Source organism: Histidinibacterium aquaticum (assembly GCF_008710275.1).
Classification (GTDB): Bacteria; Pseudomonadota; Alphaproteobacteria; order Rhodobacterales; family Rhodobacteraceae; genus Oceanicola; species Oceanicola aquaticus.
The window spans coordinates 771,942-791,747 of the sequence record NZ_VYQE01000001.1; the positions used below are offsets into that span (position 1 = coordinate 771,942).

General features: G+C 69.9%; 18 protein-coding genes. 9 read left to right on the plus strand and 9 right to left on the minus strand.

Going from position 1 to position 19,806, the window contains the following annotated elements; translation table 11 throughout:
- Positions 1-12: 12 nt before the first annotated feature.
- The 6 genes from F3S47_RS03900 to F3S47_RS03925 form a co-directional block, all read right to left on the minus strand.
- On the minus strand, positions 13-924 hold the full coding sequence (locus F3S47_RS03900; RefSeq protein ID WP_150443883.1) for a hypothetical protein: 912 nt from the start codon (positions 922-924) through the stop codon (positions 13-15).
- Positions 921-1,826 (minus strand): hypothetical protein, encoded by a 906-nt coding sequence (locus F3S47_RS03905; protein WP_150443884.1) that lies wholly within the window; start codon positions 1,824-1,826, stop codon positions 921-923. The genes F3S47_RS03900 and F3S47_RS03905 overlap by 4 nt, the downstream gene beginning before the upstream one ends.
- Positions 1,823-2,932 (minus strand): glycosyltransferase family 4 protein, encoded by a 1,110-nt coding sequence (locus F3S47_RS03910; RefSeq protein WP_150443885.1) that lies wholly within the window; start codon positions 2,930-2,932, stop codon positions 1,823-1,825. Before F3S47_RS03910 ends, F3S47_RS03905 begins: the two co-directional genes overlap by 4 nt.
- 182 nt (positions 2,933-3,114) lie before the next feature.
- Complete coding sequence (gene hrpB, locus F3S47_RS03915) at positions 3,115-5,526, minus strand: ATP-dependent helicase HrpB (protein WP_150443886.1); 2,412 nt, start codon at positions 5,524-5,526, stop codon at positions 3,115-3,117.
- A 39-nt stretch (positions 5,527-5,565) separates the two neighbouring features.
- On the minus strand, positions 5,566-7,092 hold the full coding sequence (locus F3S47_RS03920) for a cryptochrome/photolyase family protein (RefSeq protein WP_191090068.1): 1,527 nt from the start codon (positions 7,090-7,092) through the stop codon (positions 5,566-5,568).
- Positions 7,089-7,751 carry an SDR family NAD(P)-dependent oxidoreductase gene (locus F3S47_RS03925; protein ID WP_150443887.1) on the minus strand — a complete coding sequence of 221 codons (663 nt, stop codon included), beginning with the start codon at positions 7,749-7,751 and terminating at the stop codon, positions 7,089-7,091. Before F3S47_RS03925 ends, F3S47_RS03920 begins: the two co-directional genes overlap by 4 nt.
- Positions 7,752-7,881: 130 nt before the next feature.
- Here F3S47_RS03925 and F3S47_RS03930 point away from each other — a divergent pair, with 130 nt between their 5' ends.
- The 9 genes from F3S47_RS03930 to F3S47_RS03970 all read left to right on the plus strand — a co-directional run bounded on the left by F3S47_RS03930 (position 7,882) and on the right by F3S47_RS03970 (position 17,716).
- Positions 7,882-8,637 (plus strand): hypothetical protein, encoded by a 756-nt coding sequence (locus F3S47_RS03930; RefSeq protein ID WP_150443888.1) that lies wholly within the window; start codon positions 7,882-7,884, stop codon positions 8,635-8,637.
- A 241-nt stretch (positions 8,638-8,878) separates the two neighbouring features.
- Positions 8,879-10,444 carry a 2-isopropylmalate synthase gene (locus F3S47_RS03935; RefSeq protein ID WP_150443889.1) on the plus strand — a complete coding sequence of 522 codons (1,566 nt, stop codon included), beginning with the start codon at positions 8,879-8,881 and terminating at the stop codon, positions 10,442-10,444.
- Positions 10,445-10,487: 43 nt separating this feature from the next.
- Positions 10,488-10,949, plus strand: coding sequence for an ASCH domain-containing protein (locus F3S47_RS03940; RefSeq protein ID WP_223877711.1), 462 nt, complete (start codon positions 10,488-10,490; stop codon positions 10,947-10,949).
- Between the two features lie 162 nt (positions 10,950-11,111).
- Positions 11,112-12,152, plus strand: a complete 1,041-nt coding sequence (locus F3S47_RS03945; RefSeq protein WP_150443890.1) for a rod shape-determining protein — start codon at positions 11,112-11,114, stop codon at positions 12,150-12,152.
- A gap of 58 nt (positions 12,153-12,210) precedes the next feature.
- Positions 12,211-13,161, plus strand: a complete 951-nt coding sequence (mreC, locus tag F3S47_RS03950) for a rod shape-determining protein MreC (protein ID WP_150443891.1) — start codon at positions 12,211-12,213, stop codon at positions 13,159-13,161.
- Entirely contained in the window at positions 13,154-13,696 is a 543-nt protein-coding gene (locus tag F3S47_RS03955) for a rod shape-determining protein MreD (RefSeq protein ID WP_150443892.1), read from the plus strand. Before mreC ends, F3S47_RS03955 begins: the two co-directional genes overlap by 8 nt.
- A complete protein-coding gene (gene mrdA / locus F3S47_RS03960; protein ID WP_150443893.1) occupies positions 13,693-15,648 on the plus strand; it encodes a penicillin-binding protein 2 in 1,956 nt (651 codons plus the stop codon). Before F3S47_RS03955 ends, mrdA begins: the two co-directional genes overlap by 4 nt.
- Complete coding sequence (gene rodA / locus F3S47_RS03965) at positions 15,648-16,787, plus strand: rod shape-determining protein RodA (RefSeq protein WP_150443894.1); 1,140 nt, start codon at positions 15,648-15,650, stop codon at positions 16,785-16,787. The genes mrdA and rodA overlap by 1 nt, the downstream gene beginning before the upstream one ends.
- Positions 16,784-17,716 (plus strand): 2-hydroxyacid dehydrogenase, encoded by a 933-nt coding sequence (locus F3S47_RS03970; protein ID WP_150443895.1) that lies wholly within the window; start codon positions 16,784-16,786, stop codon positions 17,714-17,716. The genes rodA and F3S47_RS03970 overlap by 4 nt, the downstream gene beginning before the upstream one ends.
- 10 nt (positions 17,717-17,726) lie before the next feature.
- Here F3S47_RS03970 and F3S47_RS03975 read toward each other — a convergent pair whose 3' ends face one another.
- Genes F3S47_RS03975 through F3S47_RS03985 form a run of 3 tightly spaced genes read right to left on the minus strand, consistent with a single transcriptional unit; the run spans position 17,727 to position 19,687 of the window.
- Entirely contained in the window at positions 17,727-18,509 is a 783-nt protein-coding gene (locus F3S47_RS03975; RefSeq protein ID WP_150443896.1) for an SseB family protein, read from the minus strand.
- The gene (locus F3S47_RS03980) at positions 18,506-19,093 is read right to left on the minus strand and encodes a uracil-DNA glycosylase family protein (protein WP_150443897.1); all 588 of its coding nucleotides are present in this window, start codon (positions 19,091-19,093) and stop codon (positions 18,506-18,508) included. The genes F3S47_RS03975 and F3S47_RS03980 overlap by 4 nt, the downstream gene beginning before the upstream one ends.
- Positions 19,094-19,108: 15 nt before the next feature.
- On the minus strand, positions 19,109-19,687 hold the full coding sequence (locus tag F3S47_RS03985) for a hemerythrin domain-containing protein (RefSeq protein WP_150443898.1): 579 nt from the start codon (positions 19,685-19,687) through the stop codon (positions 19,109-19,111).
- Positions 19,688-19,806: the final 119 nt, after the last annotated feature.

The window sequence follows — 19,806 nt, forward strand, 5'->3', positions numbered from 1 at the left end:
AGGCGGGGCCGGTCAGAGCGATCCGGACGCAGCCACCCGGGCACGCCAGTCGGGCTCGCCGCCATATCCATGGGCCCGCATGGCGTCGCCGCAGAAATGCGCTACTGCCGCGACCTGGGCATCGCTCCAGGCCTGCCAGCGGAGCGGCGGCCCGCTCGACGCGTTGCGGCGGGACCCGGCGATCGCGTCGAAGTCACCGATCTGGTGCGGCGGGCCCTCTGCGTGCTCGGCCACGAAACGCGCGAGATTATTGAGCGCGCCGGGGTCCGGACCGAAGAGGTCCTCGAACCGGAACACCTCCACGTTCGAGTTGCCCCCGGAAGCCCGGTCGAGGGTCCGGCAAATGAGCGCCCATTCCCACGCCAGCCGCCCCACCTGGTCGAGTTGCGGCCAGAGCACGGCGGCTTCGCGGTCGCCCAGCTTCTCCGGTGTCAGAGGTCCGGGCGGCAGCCGCTCCGTGAGGGCTCCGCGACGACGTTTCGGTTCATGCCGCTGCCACGAGGTGATCCAGTCGCGCGGATCGCGGATCACTCCGGCCAGCTTGGCGCCCGGCCAGATCTGACCGATCCGGTCGGCGACCATCCACCAGGCGTAATAGCTCTCGACAATCAGCGAGGAATTCAGCCCATCGTGGTAGGCACGCCGCGAGGACCGCAGGCGCGAGATCGCGGTCTCCGGATCGATCCGCCCTTCGAGCAGCCGCTGTCCGACGACCCGCACGCCGCGGCGGCCCATAAGCCGGCCCGGGCCCATGTGCCAGGCGCCGAACCTGCGCAGGCGGTCGAGCGTCAGTCTCGAGGCTCCGGCAACCATGTCGGGCTCGTGTTCCGAATGGCAGTCAGAGATGACCTCTCCCAGCATGTCACCGAAAAACTGCGTGCCGGTCCGGCCACCGGAGGCGATGAAGACGAGTTGCTTGGTCATAGCTCATGCCTGCCGGACAGGACAAACCCCAGGCTGACGATCGCCCCTGCCGCGAGCCCGAGCGCTCGGTTGAGGGCGACGGCGAGGAAGGCCGCCGCGGGCGAGCCCGAGACGAGCGCGGCGAGGCCGGCGGCGATCGCCTCGTTCAGGCCGAACCCCGCCGGTATGATCGCGACCGTCGAGCCGAGCGAGGCTGCGACCGTGTAGAGGGCCGCTTCCGTCAGGCCGACGCCCGCCCCAAGGGTTGCGAAGCTGACTGCGAGCCTGACCACGCCCAGCGCCAGAGTGACGAGGCGGATGCCCACCATCGCGGCCAGCAACCGCGCCGGAACGCGCCGCGCCAGCCAGCCCAGCAGCGCCACGGTTGCGCCCGCCCCGAGTGCCGTGAGGACCCAACCGCTCCCGTAGCCCATCAGGGCAAGCGCCGTCGCCGAGAGCGTCACCGTCATGGAGAGTGTCAGCACCGCCGTCAGCGTAACGATGCCCGCACTTTCGCCCAGTCCGGCCCCGGCACGGACGAGGGCGGAGCCTCTGACCACCGCGCCTCCGGGCAGGGGCAGGAGCTCCGCCACGTTGGCCAATGCGGCGGTCCGGACCGCCGCGCCAGTGGGGATGGTCCGTCCGATGCTCCGCGCCGTGATGCCGAGCGTCACGCCCGCGACGAGGAGGTTGAGGGGCGAGAGAATCACGAGGTTGAGCAGCAGGAACCCGAGAGAGAGTTCGGAGAGGTCGAGGTCGAGCGCGGCGACCGACCAGGCCGCGCCGCCGAGCAGCAGGACGAGGCCGAGCCCGCCGAACCAGGGGCGCAGGTGCGGCGCGCTTGCCAAGGCGCGTAATCGGGCGAGGGGCGCGAGCCAGGGCGGCATCGCGCGGGCATCGGCCTCGGTGGGGCGGTCGCTCATCGGGCCGCTTGCCACTCGGACCCGGCGGCCGCCGGGTCGGCGTAGACTTCCCGGGTGTCGCGGGCGACGCGGTCCCATGTGAAATGCTCGGCGCAATGGGTCTGGGAGGCGCGGATGAAGGCTTTCCGCTCCTCCGGCGACCAGTCGGCGACCTCGCGGATCGCGTCGGCCCAGGCCCCCACGTCGCCCGGCGGCAGCAGGAGACCGGTGCGCCCCTCGGCGACAGCCTCCTGAAGCCCGGCGTGGCGCGCGGCCAGGACCACACCGCCCGCGGCGGCTGTCTCGGTTGCGACGAGTCCGAAGCCCTCGAAGGTGCCGTTCCCGGTGTCGACATTGGGCACCACCACGCAGAGGGCGTCGGAGTAGGCTTGCCAGAGCGCCGGACGCTCGAGCCGCGAGAGATATCGCACCCGTGGCGATTGTAGCGCCTCGCGTTCCCCGGCGTCCGAGGCGATCCCCGCCACGTCGAGCGTGATGTCCTCGGGCAGGTGCGGAAGGACCTCGCGGATGAACCAGGCGCACCCCTTGAGCGGGATAAGGCGGCCCGAGAAGAGCAGCCGACGCGAGGGCGGACCGGGGCGCGTCTCCGGCCCCTCCGCCGCGAGGGGCACGACCCGGATGTCGCGAAAACCGTAGCCACTGGCGCAGGCGGCGGTCGCGGAGGAATTGGCGATGACCGTGGCGCGCCCGAGGAGGCGCGCTCCTAGCCGCAGGTAGGCCCCGTAGAGCCGGCCCTTCGGTCCGCCGCGCGCCGGGTAGGACACGTCCGTCCCATGCGCCGAGAGCACGATCCGCGCCCCGGGCCGCCGAATGCGCGCGCAGAGGCCGAGCGGCCAGCTCGCCATGTCGGCGACGTGGGTGACCTCTGCGGGCTCGCGGGCAAAGAGAAGCCGTCCCGCTGCCGCGACCCCGAAGCGGATCAGCTCCAGCGGTCCGGGTACGGAGCCGTCCGGATGGCCCGGTAACACGATCCGCAAGACCTCCATGTCGCGCTCCAGCGCCTTCGACAGCTCATGGGCGTAGGTCTCCATCCCGCCCATGGCCGGGGGCCATTTCCGGGAGACGAAACAGAGGGTCGAGGGCGCGGCCATGGCGGCATCATCCACGGCCGATCCTAAAAGGCAAACCGCGGCGGGCGAGGGATGGCCGGTCTGTGGACACCGTGCCGCGGAGGCCGCACCTGCGGCGTTTCGGGCCGGCAACGACTCGAATTTCCCCAAGAACCAGAAAGAAGAAATGATTTTACTATCAGAGACTTAACAACGCGTCCAAATTTGGACGCGACAGCCTAGCCCTTGCGCTTCGCACGCAATGTCGGGTCCGCCTGCCGCGGATCCTCGGGCCATGGATGCTTCGGGTAGCGCCCGCGCATGTCCTTGCGGACGTCTTCGTATGACGACGCCCAGAAGCCCGGCAGGTCCATCGTGACCTGGACCGGCCGCCGCGCCGGAGACAGCAGGCTCACCCGAAGCGGACGGCCTGCCACGACCGGATGCTCCGTGACGCCGAACATCTCCTGCAGCCGAACCTCGATCTCCGGGTGATCGCCGCCATAGTCGATGGGAATCTCCCGGCCGAGCGGGGTGACGAACCTGGCGGGCGCCTCGCGGTCGAGAAGCTGCTGGCTGTCCCAATCGAGCATGGCACGCAGCGCGGGGAGGACATCGAAGCCCTTCCAGTCCTCCGCCGTGACGATGCCGCCGAGGTAGGGCGCGAGCCAGTCCTCCAGTCCCGAGAGCAGGGCCTCGTCCGTCATCTCCGGCAGGTCGGCCCCGGCGGCGCGCACCAGCTCGACCCGGGCGCGGAACCGGGCGGCGGCGCCCTTCAGACCCAACCCGAGCTCGCGTATGCCCTCGCACATGGCCTTGGCCATCGCCTCGGGATCGGCCTCCCGGTCGGGCCGATCCTCCAGCACCAGCGCGCCGAGCCGCTCCTGCCGCCGCGCGAGGACGCGCCGCTCTCTCCGGGACCACTCGCAGAGGCGGACCCAGCCGATCCGTTCGCCCGCCACCTCGCGCAGCTCGCCCTCGGAGAGGCGCGCAGCAAGCCGGATCCGCGCCTCGCGGGTGTCCCCGTCGAGGTCGAGCGCCACGATGAGCCGCTCGCCGGCCAGCGGATCGGCGGCGTCGATCGCCGCCCCCTTGCCGCCGGAGAGCAGGTAGCGCGGCGCGTCCCCCGGGCGGCGCAGGCCGATCCGGTCGGGATAGGCGAGCGCGGCCATCTGGCCGGCCGACATCGCGGGCCCGCCGGGCAGCCCCCTGCCCAGCCGCTTCACCTCGCCCTTCGCCCGGTCCAGCGCGGACCGGCGAATCTCCCCCGGCCCACGGTAGCGTCCCGAGAGGGCGGAGAGACGCCGCGCCACGTCGACCCCGGCACCGGCCAGGATGTCCCGCTCCGACAGCAGGGCCGCCAGCGGCGCAGCCTCCCGGCCCGCCACCTCCAGCATGTGGCCGAGACGGGGATGCACCGGCGCGCGCGCGAGCCTGCGGCCATGAGAGGTGATGTGCCCCTCCGCGTTGAGGGCGCCGAGGTCACGCAGCAGCGCCCGCGCCTCGGCAAGCGCCCCTTCGGGCGGCGGTGTCAGGAGCGGCAGGTCCTCCGCGCCCCAAAGCGCCAGTTCCAGGGCGAAGCCCGCGAGGTCCGCCGCCTCGATCTCGGCCGGGGGAAAGGCGGCGAGCGCGCCCTCCTCGCCCTTCGTCCAGAGCCGGTAGCAGACCCCCGGCGCGACACGCCCCGCCCGGCCCGCGCGCTGCGCGGCCTCGGCGCGGGTCACCCGCTCGGTCACGAGCCGCGACATGCCCGAGGCCGGGGAGAACCGGGAGCGACGGGCGCGGCCCGCGTCGACCACCACGCGCACGTCCTCGATGGTCAGCGAGGTTTCGGCGATGGAAGTGGAAAGCACGACCTTGCGGCCCTCCGTCTCGGGCCGGATCGCCCGGCGCTGCTCGGCGAAGGGCAGCGCGCCGTAGAGGGGCCGCACCGTGCAGTCCTTCGGCAGCCGCCCGTTCAGGAGCCCCGCCACCCGCCGGATCTCGCCTTCGCCCGGAAGGAAGACCAGCACCCCGCCCTCGCTCTCCTCGACCGCGCGGACCACGAGATCGGCGAGCGGCGCCTCGATCCGGGTGCGCGGCGGCAGCGGCTTGTCGAGGTGGCGGATGTCGACGGGGTGGCTGCGCCCCTCGGAGGTCACGACCGGCGCGTCGTCCAGCATCTCGGCCACTGGCCCGGCCTCCAGTGTGGCCGACATGACGATGAGCCAGAGGTCCTCCCGCAGGGCGCCGCGCACCTCCCAGGCGAGGGCGAGACCGAGGTCGGCGTTGAGCGAGCGTTCGTGGAATTCGTCGAAGATTAGGCAGGAGACGCCGGGCAGCTCCGGGTCCTCCTGCAGCATCCGGGTCAGCACGCCCTCGGTCACCACCTCGATGCGGCTGCCGGGCACGCTCTCGCCGCGCATCCGATAGCCGACGCTGGTGCCGGGGCGCTCGCCCAGACCCTCGGCCAGCCGCTCGGCGGCGGCGCGGGCGGCGAGGCGGCGGGGCTCCAGCATGACGATGCGGCCCTCGACCTCCGGCAGGAGCGCGAGGGGCACCCGCGTGGTCTTGCCCGCCCCCGGCGGCGCCTGCAGCACGGCCCGGCCCTCGGCCCGCAGGGCGGCCAGCAGCTCGGGCAGGACATCGTCGATGGGCATGGTCTCGGCCATGGCGCTCACGTTCCAGCCGCGCCCCGGCCCGTCAAGCGCTCAGACCACCCGCCCCTCCGAGAGCGCGTCGAGGATCGCGCCGGCCTCCGACCGGATCGTCTTGCGCTTCTCGTCCGACATTCGGTCCCAGGTCGAATACATCTGCGCCATGCGCGGGTTGCCCTCGAACCGCTCGCGGTGACGGGCCATGAAGTCCCAGTAGAGCAGGTTGAAGGGGCAGGCCCCCTCGCCCGTCTTCGTCTTCACGCTGTAATGGCAGTCGCCGCAGTAGTCCGACATCTTGTCGATGTAGTTGCCGGAGGAGACATAGGGCTTCGAGGCGACGATGCCGCCATCGGCGAACTGGGTCATGCCGATGGTGTTGCCGGCCATCACCCATTCGTAGGCGTCGGCATAGACCGACATGTACCACTCGTGCACCTCCGCCGGGTCGAGCCCCGCGAGGAGGGAGAAGTTGCCCGTCACCATCAGGCGCTGGATGTGGTGGGCGTAGGCCTCCTCGCGCGTCTGGTCGATGGTCTCCGACAGGCAGCGCATCTTCGTCTCGCCGCCCCAGAAGAGCTCGGGCAGCTTGCGGCGGTGATTGAGCGCGTTGCGCTCCATGTAGTCGGGCCCCTGCAGGAAGTAGATGCCGCGCATGTACTCGCGCCAGCCGATGATCTGCCGGATGAAGCCCTCGGCCGCGTTGATCGGCGCCTCGCCCGCCTGCCAGGCCTCCTCGACCGCCGAGCAGACCTCGCGCGGGTCGAGCAGGCCGAGGTTCATGTAGAGCGAGAGGACCGAGTGATAGAGGAACCGGTTCCCGATCAACATGGCGTCCTGGTAGGCGCCGAAGTTCTTCAGACCGTGGCGGATCCAGTGCGAGAGCTGCCGCCGCGCCTGCCCCCGGTCTGTGGCGAACCAGAAGGGCCGCGCCTCCCCGAAGTTGGATGCGAAGCGGCTCTCGACCAGGTCGAGCACCTCCTCGACCGTCTCGTCCGGGGTGAACTGCATGGGCCCGTTGAAATCGATCACTCCGGGCGCGGGTTCGCGGTTCTCGTGGTCGTAGTTCCACTTGCCGCCGGCGGGCTCGTCGCCCTCCATCATCAGGCCGGTCGACTTGCGCATCTCGCGGTAGAAATACTCCATCCGCAGCGACTTGCGGCCCTTGGCCCAGTCCTCGAAAGCGGCGTGGGAGCAGAGGAAGCGGTCGTCCTCGAACTGGTGGACCGTGACGGGGCAGTCCTCGAGCGCCGAGATCAGGCGGAACTCCCCCGGCTCGGTGGCGAGCACCTCGTCCGCCCCTTCCTCCTGCGCGCGCCGCATGAGTTCGCCGCAGATCGAACGCGAGGTCTCCTCGTCGTCGAGCTTCGAGTAGCGGACGCGCCAGCCGTCCTCTTCCAGCCCGGCGGCGAACTTGCGCATGGCGGCGAAGATCAGGGCGATCTTCTTGGGGTGGTGGCGGACGTAGCTGGCCTCGTCCATGACCTCGGCCATGACGACGGTGTCGGTCTCCTTGTCCGCTTCGCGCAGCGCGCGGATGTCGGGCGAGAGCTGGTCGCCCAGGATCAGGATCAACCGGCTCACCAGGGGATCTCCTGACCGTCGTAGGCATAGAAGCGGCCGGTGGCCTTGGGCGTCAGACCTTCCAGCACGGTGACGAGATTGGCCGCCGCCTCTTCTGCGCTCACCTTGCTGTGGCCGGGATAGTCGGCTGTGAAGGGCGTCTCGACCGTGCCGGGATGGAGGGCGACGACGGCGGCCTCCTTGCGCTTGCGGCCGATCTCGATGGCGGCGCCGCGGAGGATCTGGTTCAGCGCCGCCTTGGAGGCGCGGTAGGAGTACCATCCGCCAATGCGGTTGTCGCCGATGGACCCCACCCGGGCCGAGAGGACGCCCACCGCCGATCGTCCCTCGCGCGGCAACAGCCGCTCGGCATGGGCGAGCACCAGTGCGGGCCCCACGGCGTTGACGGCGAAGGTCCGCGCCATCGTGTCGGGCTCGATCTGCCCCAACGCCTTCTCCGGTCCGGCCCCCTCGGGCGCGAGGATACCCGTGGAGATCACGATCAGGTCGAAGGGTCCATCGAGGTTGCCGAGATGGCTCTCGACTGAAGCGGGATCGGTGACGTCGAGCCCGTTCTCGCGGCGGGAGAGGCGCGTGACCTCGTAGTCGCGGCCCTCGAGTTCGGACGAGATCGCCGCGCCGATACCGCCCGAGGCGCCGATGACGAGGGCGCGGCTCATGGCCTGGGGCTCCGGTGTTCGAGGGCTGTCGGCATCGTCGGTCTCCTCCGTCGCTCCGGCGCCGATCTAGGCCGGAGCGACGGTCCGCCCAGAGCGTTGACCCTGCGTCGCGCTGCCCCATCTCTCCCGCATGCGCGCGCTGATCGCCCTCCTGCTGACTGCCGCTCCGGCCTCCGCGATGGAGATCTGGCACCGGGAGAGCTGGCCCGGCTACCGCGGCGTTTCCCTCGCCTTCGATCCCTGGAGCTGCGGTCTCTGGGTGGCGACCGAGGGGCCGGAGCTGATCCTGCTGTCGCCCGCCGGGGAAGAGCTGCGGCGGCTGGAAACACCCCTGCGCGGCGTGCGCGCCGTCGCCGCCGATGCCGAGGGGCTGCTGGTGACCGACGGGCTCGGCAGCTTCTTCCGGCTCGGGCGGCGGGGCGAGGACTTCGGCGACTGGTCGCGGCAGGAGAGCCAGCGCGACGTCGAGGGCCTGCACGTCCATCCCGAGGGCGGGCTGCTGGTGGTCGGCGACGACGCGGCCCTCGTCCAGCGGCTCGATGCCGAGGGGCGCGAGGTCTTCCGCATCGAGGGCTACGGCCTCGACCCGCCGATGCCCGAGCCGCAGGGAATCGGGCTCGAGCCCAACACCGGCAATATCCTCGCGGTCGACGACAACGAGGGGCTGAACGCTCTCTTCGAGTTCGATCCCGAGGGCACGCTGCTGTCGGTGACGCCGCTTTCCGAGTGGGGCTACGACGCCGAGGCGGTGGCGGTCCATGCCCAGACCGGGCAGATCTACATCGGATACGACGGTGGCGTCTCGATCGCCGTCTTCGACTACTTGCCAACGCGCACCGGCGCCGACCGCCCGGTCGAGCCGGGCCCGGACTGCGCCATCTCCTGAACGGGGCGGGCCCGGTCGCTTCGAAATTTCCCGCACCTTAACCCTTTCCAAAGGGAAACCACCGAGTCATAGTGCGCGCCATGACACCCGAGCCGCATATCGCTTCCGGTATTGCCTGTGCCGCGCCCCGTGCGCGCCTGCTCGGCCTGCTTCTGCTTAGCCGCCTCTGAGCGTGCCCTTCGGCGCGAGCGCTCAGAGGAGACCGGACGCGCCAAGAGGCTAAGCACCAAGGACCAGAGACATGACCGACAAGAACCGCGTGTTGATCTTCGACACGACTCTCCGCGACGGCGAGCAATCCCCGGGCGCAACCATGAGCCATGGCGAGAAGCTCGAGATCGCCTCCATGCTCGACGAGATGGGCGTGGACATCATCGAGGCCGGCTTTCCCATCGCCTCGGAAGGCGACTTCCGAGCCGTGAAGGAGATCGCCGAGCGCAGCAAGCAGGCCACGATCTGCGGCCTCGCCCGCGCCAATCCGAAGGATATCGACCGCTGCTGGGAGGCCGTGCGCCACGCCAGGAGCCCGCGGATCCACACCTTCATCGGCACCTCGCCGCTGCACCGCGCCATTCCGAACCTCGACAAGGACCAGATGGCGGAGCGGATCCACGATACGGTGACCCATGCCCGCAACCTCTGCGACAACGTGCAGTGGTCGCCGATGGACGCGACGCGGACCGAGTGGGACTACCTCAAGCGCGTCGTCGAGATCGCCATCAAGGCCGGCGCCACGACGATCAACATCCCCGACACCGTCGGCTACACCGCCCCGGTCGAGAGCGCTGACCTCATCCGGCGGCTCATCGCGGAAGTCCCCGGGGCGGACGAGATCGTCTTCGCCACGCACTGCCACAACGACCTCGGCATGGCGACGGCGAACAGCCTCGCGGCCGTCGAGGGCGGCGCGCGGCAGATCGAATGCACGATCAACGGGCTGGGCGAGCGCGCGGGCAACACCGCGCTGGAAGAGGTCGTCATGGCCATGCGCGTGCGCCACGACATCATCCCCTACGACACGGGCATCGACACCACCAAGATCATGGCGCTCTCGCGCAAGGTCGCGACGGTTTCGGGCTTCGCGGTGCAGTTCAACAAGGCCATCGTCGGCAAGAACGCCTTCGCGCACGAGAGCGGCATCCACCAGGACGGGATGCTCAAGAACGCCGAGACCTTCGAGATCATGCGCCCCGCCGACGTGGGCCTCTCGGAGACGAGCCTGGTCATGGGCAAGCACTCGGGCCGCGCGGCGCTGCGGTCGAAGCTCAAGGAGCTGGGCTTCGAACTGGCCGAGAACCAGCTCAACGACGTCTTTGTCCGCTTCAAGGATCTCGCCGACCGCAAGAAGGAGGTCTACGACGAGGACCTGATCGCTCTCGCGGGCCAGAACGATGGCGCCGACGAGCACGTCAAGCTCACCTCGCTGCGCGTGGTCTGCGGCACCGCGGGACCGGCGGAAGCCGAGATGGGCCTGACCATCGACGGCGAGGACAAGAGCCTCACGACCACGGGCGACGGCCCGGTCGATGCCGCCTTCAACGCGGTCAAGGAGGCGGTGCCTCACGGCGCGCGGCTCCAGCTCTACCAGGTCCATGCGGTGACCGAGGGCACGGATGCGCAGGCCACCGTCTCGGTCCGGCTCGAGGAGGACGGCCGCATCGCGACGGGCATGTCGAGCGATACCGACACCGTGGTGGCGAGCGTCAAGGCCTACATCAACGCGCTCAACCGCCTCATCGTCCGCCGGGAGAAGACCGCGCCCGGCGCGGACGTGAAGGAAGTCTCCTACAAGGACGTGGGCGAATGACAGGCGGGGGGCCCACCGGGCCCCTCGTCCCCGAGCGGCGCGGATGAGCCTGCCGCACACCGAGGCGACCCGGGCCATGTGGCGGGCCTATTGCGAGGCCACCGGCCACGAGGGCGACTGCGTCGTCATCCGCTTCGGCGACAGCCCCGGGATGGCCGAGGAGCTCGCGGCGCTCGTGCTCTTCGGGCCCAAGCGCGCGACGGCGAGCCTCGCTCGGGAGTATGGTCCCGACGAGCCCCTGCCCGCGGTCGGCGATCACGTTCTCTTCCTCGGCGGCGACGGCACACCGCGCGGCATCTGGCGGACGACCGATGTCCGGGTGGGTCCCCTCACCTCGGTGACCGACAGCTTCGCCCACGACGAGGGCGAGGGCGCGCGCACCCGCGACAGCTGGCTCGCCGACCACCGGGCCTACTTCTCCCGCCAGGCCGAGGCCGAGGGCTTCGCCTTCCACGACGGGATCGAGACGGTCTTCGAGCGCTTCGAGCTTGTCTGGCCCCGCTGAGCCGCGCCGTGCACCGCGGCACGCCGGACGCAACGCGGCGAGATTACGCTGATCCGGCCCCCCGCCCCCCTTTCACCGTACCGGGCCCTCCCCTATAAGGCGCGAGCCGCCGACCATTGGGGAGTCGGGCGGCCTTTGGACAATGGGATAACGGGGCAGGCGATGTTTGGCTTTCTCTCGGGCGTGTTCTCGTCGGACATGGCGATCGACCTCGGAACGGCCAACACGCTCGTCTACGTCAAGGGCAAGGGCGTCATTCTGAGCGAGCCCTCGGTCGTGGCCTACCACGTCAAGGACGGCGTGAAGAAGGTTCTGGCCGTCGGCGAGGACGCGAAACTGATGCAGGGCCGGACGCCCGGCTCGATCGAGGCGATCCGGCCGATGCGCGAAGGCGTCATCGCGGACTTCGACGTCGCCGAGGAGATGATCAAGCACTTCATCCGCAAGGTGCACAAGCGCTCGACCTTCTCGAAGCCGAAGATCATCGTCTGCGTCCCCTACGGCGCGACCCCGGTCGAAAAGCGTGCGATCCGGACGTCCGTACTGAGCGCCGGCGCCCGCCGCGCCGGCCTGATCGCGGAGCCCATCGCGGCCGCCATCGGCGCGGGCATGCCGATCACCGATCCGACCGGCAACATGGTCGTCGACATCGGCGGCGGCACCACCGAGGTCGCCGTTCTTTCGCTGGGCGACATCGTCTACGCCCGTTCCGTCCGCGTCGGCGGCGACCGGATGGACGAGGCGATCATCTCCTACCTGCGGCGTCAGCATAACCTGCTCATCGGGGAATCCACCGCCGAGCGCATCAAGACCTCCATCGGCACGGCCCGCATGCCCGACGACGGGCGCGGCCAGTCGATGCACATCCGCGGCCGCGACCTGCTGAACGGCGTGCCGAAGGAGACCGAGATCTCCCAGGCCCAGGTCGCCGAGGCGCTAGCCGAGCCGGTCCAGCAAATCTGTGAAGCGGTGATGACCGCGCTCGAGGCCACCCCGCCCGACCTCGCCGCCGACATCGTCGACCGCGGCGTGATGCTCACCGGCGGCGGCGCGCTGCTGGGCGAACTCGACCTCGCGCTGCGCGAGCAGACGGGGCTGGCGATCTCGGTCGCGGACGAGTCGCTCAATTGTGTGGCCCTCGGAACCGGCAAGGCGCTAGAGTACGAGCGCCAGCTTCGCCACGTGATCGACTACGACAGCTGAGAACCGGGCAAATCCGGCAAATCGCAGGGCCAATTGAGACCACCGGAGTGATGCGGCCTTGGCCAGGGAACGGCACCAGACCGATTTCATCGGCCCGATCCGGCGCCTGCTGATCGGGATCCTCGTCCTGTTCTGCCTCGCGGTGTTCCTCGTCTGGCGGATCGACTCGCCGCGCGTTGAGCGGTTCCGCGCAATGGTGGTGGACCGGGTCGTACCCTCCTTCGACTGGGCCATGGCGCCGGTCACCGGCCTCGTGAACCTCGCGCAGGACTTTGAATCCTACCAGCGGCTCGCCGAGCAGAACGCGGACCTCCGGCGCGAACTCCAGCAGATGAAGGCCTGGCGCGAGGCGGCGCTGCAGCTCGAGCAGGAGAACGCCAAGCTGCGCGACCTCAACCAGGTCAGCCTCGACCCCGAGCTCACCTGGATCACCGGCGTGGTCCTGGCCGATTCCGGCTCGCCCTTCCGGCAGTCGGTTCTGCTCAACGTGGGCCGGCGCGACGGCATCCTCGACGGCTGGCCGGTCATGGACGGCATCGGCCTCGTCGGGCGCGTCTCTGGCGTGGGCGCGGACACCAGCCGGGCGATCCTGCTGACGGATACCTCGAGCCGCATCCCCGTCACGATCCAGCCCTCCGGCCAGCGCGCGATCCTGGCGGGCGACAACACCGTGAACCCGCCGCTGATGTTCCTGGAGAACGACGATCTCGTGCGTCCCGGCGACCGGGTCGTGAGCTCCGGCGACGGTGGCGTCTTCCCGGCCGACCTGCTGGTCGGGCAGGTCGCGCTCGGCACGGACCGGCAGCTTCGGGTGCGGCTCGCCGCCGACTACGAGCGGCTGGAATTCCTGCGGGTCATGCGCAGCCAGCCCGCCGAGCGGATTTCCGAGACCGGCGCCCTGATCGCCCCGGTCGCGCCGCCCACGCCCGACGAAGAGGAAGAAGCCGCCGAAGGCGAGCCTTCGACCGAGCGGCCGGACCTGCTGGCCTCGGAGGCCGCCGATGGCTGAGCGCGCGCCCCTCACCCGGCTCTGGATCGGCCGCGGGGTCTATATCGCTCTGGTGGCCCTGCTGATCTTCCTGCACCTGCTGCCGCTCGACACGCTGCCGTCGAACTGGGCGCCGCCGGACTTCATCCTCGCGCTGACCTTCGCCTGGGCCGCGCGTCGGCCGGATTTCGTGCCGGTGCTGCTCATCGCCGCCGTGTTTCTCCTGACCGACCTGCTCTATCACCGGCCGCCGGGGCTCTGGACCGCGCTCGTCATCGTCGCGACCGAGGCCCTGCGCCACCGTGCGCAGGATCTCCGCGCCGTGCCGTTCCCGCTGGAATGGGCCACCGCCGCCTTCGCCATCGTCGCGGTGACGCTCGCCAACCGGGTCGTGCTGGGCTTGACGATGACGCCGCAGGCGCCGCTCTCGCTCACCATGATCCAGATGGTGCTGACCGTTCTGGCCTACCCACTCGTGACCGGCCTTTCCTACCTGATCTTCGGCGTCCGCCGCCCCGCGCCGGGCGAGGTCGACGCCCTGGGACACCGCCTATGAAACGCCCCGCCAAGGATCTCGAACGCGCCAGCCGCGTGGTCACACGCCGGGGCCTCGTCCTCGGCGGCCTGCAGCTCGGCGTCATGGGCGTGCTCGGCTGGCGGATGCAGTCGATGCAGGTCGAACAGGCCGAGCAGTTCCGCCTGCTGGCGGAGGAGAACCGGGTCAACCTGCGGCTCATTCCGCCGGAGCGGGGCCTGATCTTCGACCGCAACGGCGTGAAGCTGGCCGAGAACTCTCAGAACTACAGGATCGTCATCATCCGCGAGGACGCGGGCGACGTGGACGAGACGCTCGCCCGCCTCGCCCGGCTGATCCACGTGCCGCCTGAGGCAATCGAGACCGCCAAGGAGGAGATGGCCCGCCGCTCCCCCTTCGCGCCGGTTCCGATCATGGAGCGCGTCCCGTGGGAGGACGTGGCCCGGGTCACGGTCAACACGCCCTCCCTTCCCGGCATCATCGCCGAGGTCGGCCTGTCGCGTCTCTACCCCCAGCGCGAGGAACTGGCCCACGTCGTGGGCTACGTCGGTCCGGTCTCGGACTACGACCTCACCCGCGGCTACCTGGCGACCGACACCGATCCCGTGCTGCGCGAGATCCCCCGCTTCCAGGTCGGCAAGACCGGCGTGGAGGCGAAGATGGAGCACGATCTGCGCGGCTCCGCCGGAACCAAGCGGATCGAGGTGAACGCCGCGGGCCGTGTCATGCGAGAGCTCGGACGGGTGCCGGGCACGGCCGGGAGCGACGTCCAGCTCACCATTGACTCCGGACTGCAGAGCTACCTGCACGCCCGCCTGGAAGGCGAGAGCGCGAGCGTCGTGGTCATCGACCTCGAGGACGGCGACGTGCGGGCCATCGGCTCCGCCCCGTCCTTCGATCCGAACCTTTTCGTCCGCGGCATTTCCGTGGCCGACTGGCGCGCGCTCAACGAAAACAAGTATCGCCCCCTCGCCGCAAAGGCGGTGCAGGACGCCTATCCGCCCGGGTCCTGCTTCAAGATGATCACCGCCCTTGCCGCGCTGGAAGCGGGCGAGATCGACAGCCAGGAAACCGTATGGTGTCCCGGTCACCTCGATGTCTCCGGCACGCGCTTCCACTGCTGGCGCCGCGGCGGCCACGGTAACATCAACCTCCACGAGAGCCTGAAGCAGAGCTGCGACGTCTACTACTACGACGTGGGCCAGCGCGTGGGCATCGACAAGATCGCCGAGATGGCCCGCAAGCTGGGCCTCGGGGTCAACCATGACCTGCCGCTCTCAGCCGTGACCGAGGGGATCGCGCCGGACAAGGCCTGGAAGCGCACGACCCGGGGCGAGGATTGGCGCATTGGGGACACCGTCAACGCCTCCATCGGCCAGGGCTACGTGCTGGCCTCGCCGCTGCAGCTCGCCGTGATGGCGGCCCGCCTCGGCACCGGCCGGGCCGTCACGCCGCGCCTCGTGCGGACAGTGGACGGCGTGCCCCAGCCCTCGGGCGGCGGCGAGAGCCTCGGCCTGAACGAAAACAACCTCCGCCGTATCCGCGAGAGCATGTTCGACGTGTCGAACCACCGGCGCGGCACCGCCTGGCGCAGCCGGATCGAGGCCGAGGAGATGCTGATGGCCGGCAAGACCGGCACGTCGCAGGTCCGCCGCATCACCGCCGAGGAACGCGCCCGGGGCGTGACCTCCAACGCGGACCTGCCCTGGGAGCGGCGCGACCACGGGCTCTTCGTGGCCTTCGCGCCCTACGACAATCCCAAGTACGCGATCTCGGTGGTCGTCGAACACGGCGGCGGCGGCTCCACCGCCGCGGCGCCTATCGCGCGGGACGTGATGTTGCAGGCCCTCTACGGCGGCACGCCGCCGCTGGAAGCCTATCCCTCTGCCGATCGCGGCCGGATCGACGAACTGCAGCAGCAGATCCAGGACCGCGCGCAGCAGCGCGCCTCCGAAGGACGGGACCGCGCCTGATGTCCTACCTCGAGTACCAGGTCAAATACATCCCGGCGGGCTTCCGGAAGCTGCTCTACATCAACTGGCCGCTGGTCCTGCTGCTGGCCGCCGTCGCCGCGACGGGCGTTCTGATGCTGACCTCGGTGGCCGGGGGCGAGACGGCCCGCTGGGCCGAACCTCAGCTCAAGCGCTTCGGGCTAGGACTGGTGCTCATGCTCGGCGTGGCCATGGTGCCGCTCTGGTTCTGGCGGAACATGGCGGGCGTGGCCTATGCCTCGGGCCTCTTCCTGGTGATCCTGGTTGAATTCGTGGGTGTCGAGGTCAACGGCTCCGTCCGCTGGATCAACCTGGGCTTCATGCAGCTGCAGCCGTCCGAGCTCATGAAGGTGGCGCTCGTCCTGGCGCTCGCCGCCTACTACGACTGGCTGCCGGTGACCAAGAGTTCGCGCCCCCTCTGGCTGATCCCTCCGCTGGCGCTGATCCTGCTGCCCACCTTCCTCGTGCTGCGGCAGCCCGACCTCGGGACGGCGCTCCTGCTGCTGACGGGGGGCGGCACGATGATGTTCCTGGCCGGGGTGCACTGGGCCTATTTCGCCACGATCATCGCCGCGGGCGTCGGCACCGTCGTCGCCGTGTTCGAGAGCCGGGGCACGCCTTGGCAGATCCTGGCGGATTACCAGTACCGGCGGATCGATACCTTCATCGACCCCGAGAACGACCCGCTCGGCGCGGGTTACCACATCACACAGGCAAAGATCGCGCTGGGCTCCGGCGGGCTCACCGGCAAGGGCTTCATGCAGGGCACGCAGTCCCGGCTGAACTTCCTGCCCGAGAAGCACACGGACTTCATCTTCAACACGCTGGCCGAGGAGTTCGGCTTCGTCGGCGGCATGACGTTGCTGACGCTCTACGGGCTGATCATCTTCTTCTGCGTGGCCTCGGCGCTCCAGCACACTTCGCGGTTCGCGACACTTCTCGTGCTCGGGGTCGCGATGACCTTCTTCCTCTACTTCGCGGTCAACATGGCGATGGTCATGGGCCTCGCGCCGGTCGTCGGCGTGCCGCTGCCGCTCGTCAGCTACGGCGGCTCGGCGATGCTCGTGCTGATGCTGGCCTTCGGTCTCGTGCAATCCGCCCACGTGCACCGTCCGCGATGAGGCGACTGCTCTTCATGGCCCCCGCCCGACGCTGGGCGGAGTACCGCGAGGTGCTGCCCGGGGCGATCGCCCGGGCCGGCATCAAGGCGGAGGTTTCGCCGGAGGTGCCCGACGCCGAGGTCGACTACATCGTCTACGGCCCCGGTGACGGTGGGCCGACCGACTTCGCCCGCTTTCCCAACCTTCGTGCCGTCTTCAGCCTCTGGGCCGGGGTCGAGACCGTCGTCGGAAACGAAAGCCTCACGGTTCCGCTCACCCGCATGGTCGATCCCGGCCTGCGCGAAGGGATGGTGGAATACGTGACGGGCCACGTCCTGCGGCATCATCTCGGAATGGACGCGCACATCGTGAATCCCGACCGGGACTGGGATAACACGGCCCCGCCGCTCGCGCGGCACCGTCCGGTCACGGTGCTGGGCCTTGGCGAGTTGGGCGGCGCTTGCGCGGGTGCCCTGGCAACACTCGGGTTCCCGGTGTCCGGCTGGAGCCGAAGCCCCAAGACCCTCCCCGGCGTGACCTGCCATTCGGGCGAGGACGGCCTCGACGCGGCCCTCTCCGATGCCGAGATCGTCGTGCTGCTGCTGCCGCACACACCCGAGACCGAGAACACCATGGACGCCAAGCGCTTCGCGCAGCTTGCGCTGGGGGCGGTACTGCTGAACCCGGGGCGCGGCGCCCTGGTCGACGACGAGGCTCTACTGGAGGCCCTCGACAGCGGACAACTGGGGCACGCCACGCTCGACACCTTCCGCGAGGAGCCGCTGCCGGGCGATCACCCGTTCTGGGCGCATCCGAAGGTCACCGTCACGCCGCACATCGCCTCCGAGACACGGCCCGACACGGCCTCAGAGGTCGTCGCGGAGAACCTGCGCCGCGCCGAGGCCGGTGAGCCCTTGCTGCATCTCGTGGATCGAAAGCTCGGCTATTGAGCCCGGCGCATCACCTGAGCTTCGGCGGACGCACGGGATCGCTGCCCGGCGCCCTGCGCTCCGAGCGCTGAAGCTCCGGCAGGTCGATCCGGACACCGTGCCGGGCAATCGCCGCGGCGACCGGGTCCTCTCCCGCGAAGAAGGCAACGTCGAGCGCCCCGGCCTCGACCCCGGAAAAGACGAGCGCTTCTCTCACGGCCCCGGCCAGCGCCCTCTCGGCTCCCGGAGCCGCGTCGACGAAGGCCAGCAGCGTCCCCTGCCCGCCCCCGGCATAGCCCACCTGGGCGAGCCATGCGGTCCGCGCGAGTCCCGCGGCGGTCGCCAGCTTCTGGTCTAGGGCACCGAGAAGCACCTCCGGCAGCGCGGCCGGGGCACGGACCTCCTCGATCCGGCCCTCCGCTTCGGCCGGTCCCTCTCCCAGCGTGGCCGCGAGCCACTCGACCGCGTCGGGCGGGATGAGCATGGCCGAGGGCGCGACCTCGATGTTCAGCCCGAGGCCGATACCCTGCCCCGCCATCATCTGGGCAAGCGCACGGCCGGAGAGCTCGGCATAGGCCGAGGCCTGCCCGGTGAAGCCGGTCAGCCGATCCGCGCGGTCGAAGGCCAGGGCATAGGACACCCCCTCGATCTCGAAGAGCCGCGGCTCGACGGAGTCGGCCTCGATCTCGCGCTCGAGCAGCAAGTTGAGCTCGGCGTCGGCAACCCTCTCCCAGAAACGCAGGCGGGCGGCATCGTCCTCCGGCGCCGCCTCCATGGCGGCATGGGCGCGGTCGATGGCGGTCTCTTCGGTCATCGTTCCAGTTCCTCGCGGACACGGGCCTGCAGGGCGGGCACCAGCTCCGCCTCGAACCAGGGATTGCGCTTGAGCCAGGCCGTATTCCGCCACGAGGGGTGCGGCAAGGGAAAGAGCCCGGGCGCGTGGTCGCGCCAGCCGGCCACAGTCTCGGTGACGTTCTTGCGCGTGCCGAGGTGCCAGCGATGGGCATAGCCGCCGATCAGGAGCGTCAGCCGCGCCTCGCCAAGGTAGTCGAGGACCGAGTCACGCCAGGTGTCGGCGCAGACTTTCGGCGGCGGCAGGTCGGAGCCCGCGGCATTGTAGCCCGGAAAGCAGAATGCCATGGGCACGATCCCCACGCGGGAGCGGTCGTAGAACTCGTCCTCGCTGACGCCCATCCACTGGCGCAGGCGCTTGCCGGAGTTGTCCCAGAAGGGCGTGCCCGCCTCGTGGACCCGAAGCCCCGGCGCCTGGCTCGCGACCAGGATGCGCGAGCCGGGCCGGAACCACACGACCGGACGGGGCCGGTGGCCCGTCGCTGTCGCGGCGAACCGGTCGGCACAAATCCGGCAAGCCGCGAGACGGTCGCGCAGGTCGCTCATGCGGCCGTCCGGGCCTCAGTGCGGAAGGGCATCCGCACCGTATTTCAGGATGACGGGCACGACGAGTTCCTCCTCGTCGATCAGGTGGCGATTGAGAAAGCCTTCCAGCGTCTCGAGCCCGGAGTGGAAACGGCCGGCGCCGTCCTTCAGCCGGTCGCCGTTGTCCAGCACCTTGAGCGCCCCGTTGGCGTTCTCCACGAAGGCATTGAGATGGCCGTCGATCGAATGGTGATCGTGGTCGAGAATCTCGAAGCCCCGGGCGACCCGGTCGTCCTGCCGCTGGAGGACCGGAAAATAGTGGATGTCCTCGATCTGGTGATGCCCGTGCAGCTCCTGGACGAACATCCCGCCCATCCGGCTGAGCTTCTGGCCGTAGACCTCCGGCGCGATCCTCGCGTCGAGCAGCGCCTCGGTCTCTTCGCGCATCATGCCCATGAGCTTGCGGAACATCATGTGCCGGTCGAGCCAGAACTTCACCATGCTGGCGAAATTCTCGTGGGCGGCCCAGCCTTCCCGCGGATATTCCTTCACCAGAACCCGGAGCGGGTCCGGCAGGCCGTCTCGCTCTTCCAGAGCCAGTCCCGTCATGTCCATCGCAGTCTCTCCTTCCGCCCTCACCTAAGCGCGCGCCGCGGCGCGGCAAGGCCTGGTCGATTCGCTTAAATTCTTGCGCACGTCGCGGGCCGGAACGCAGCTTTCATCACGATTTCCCC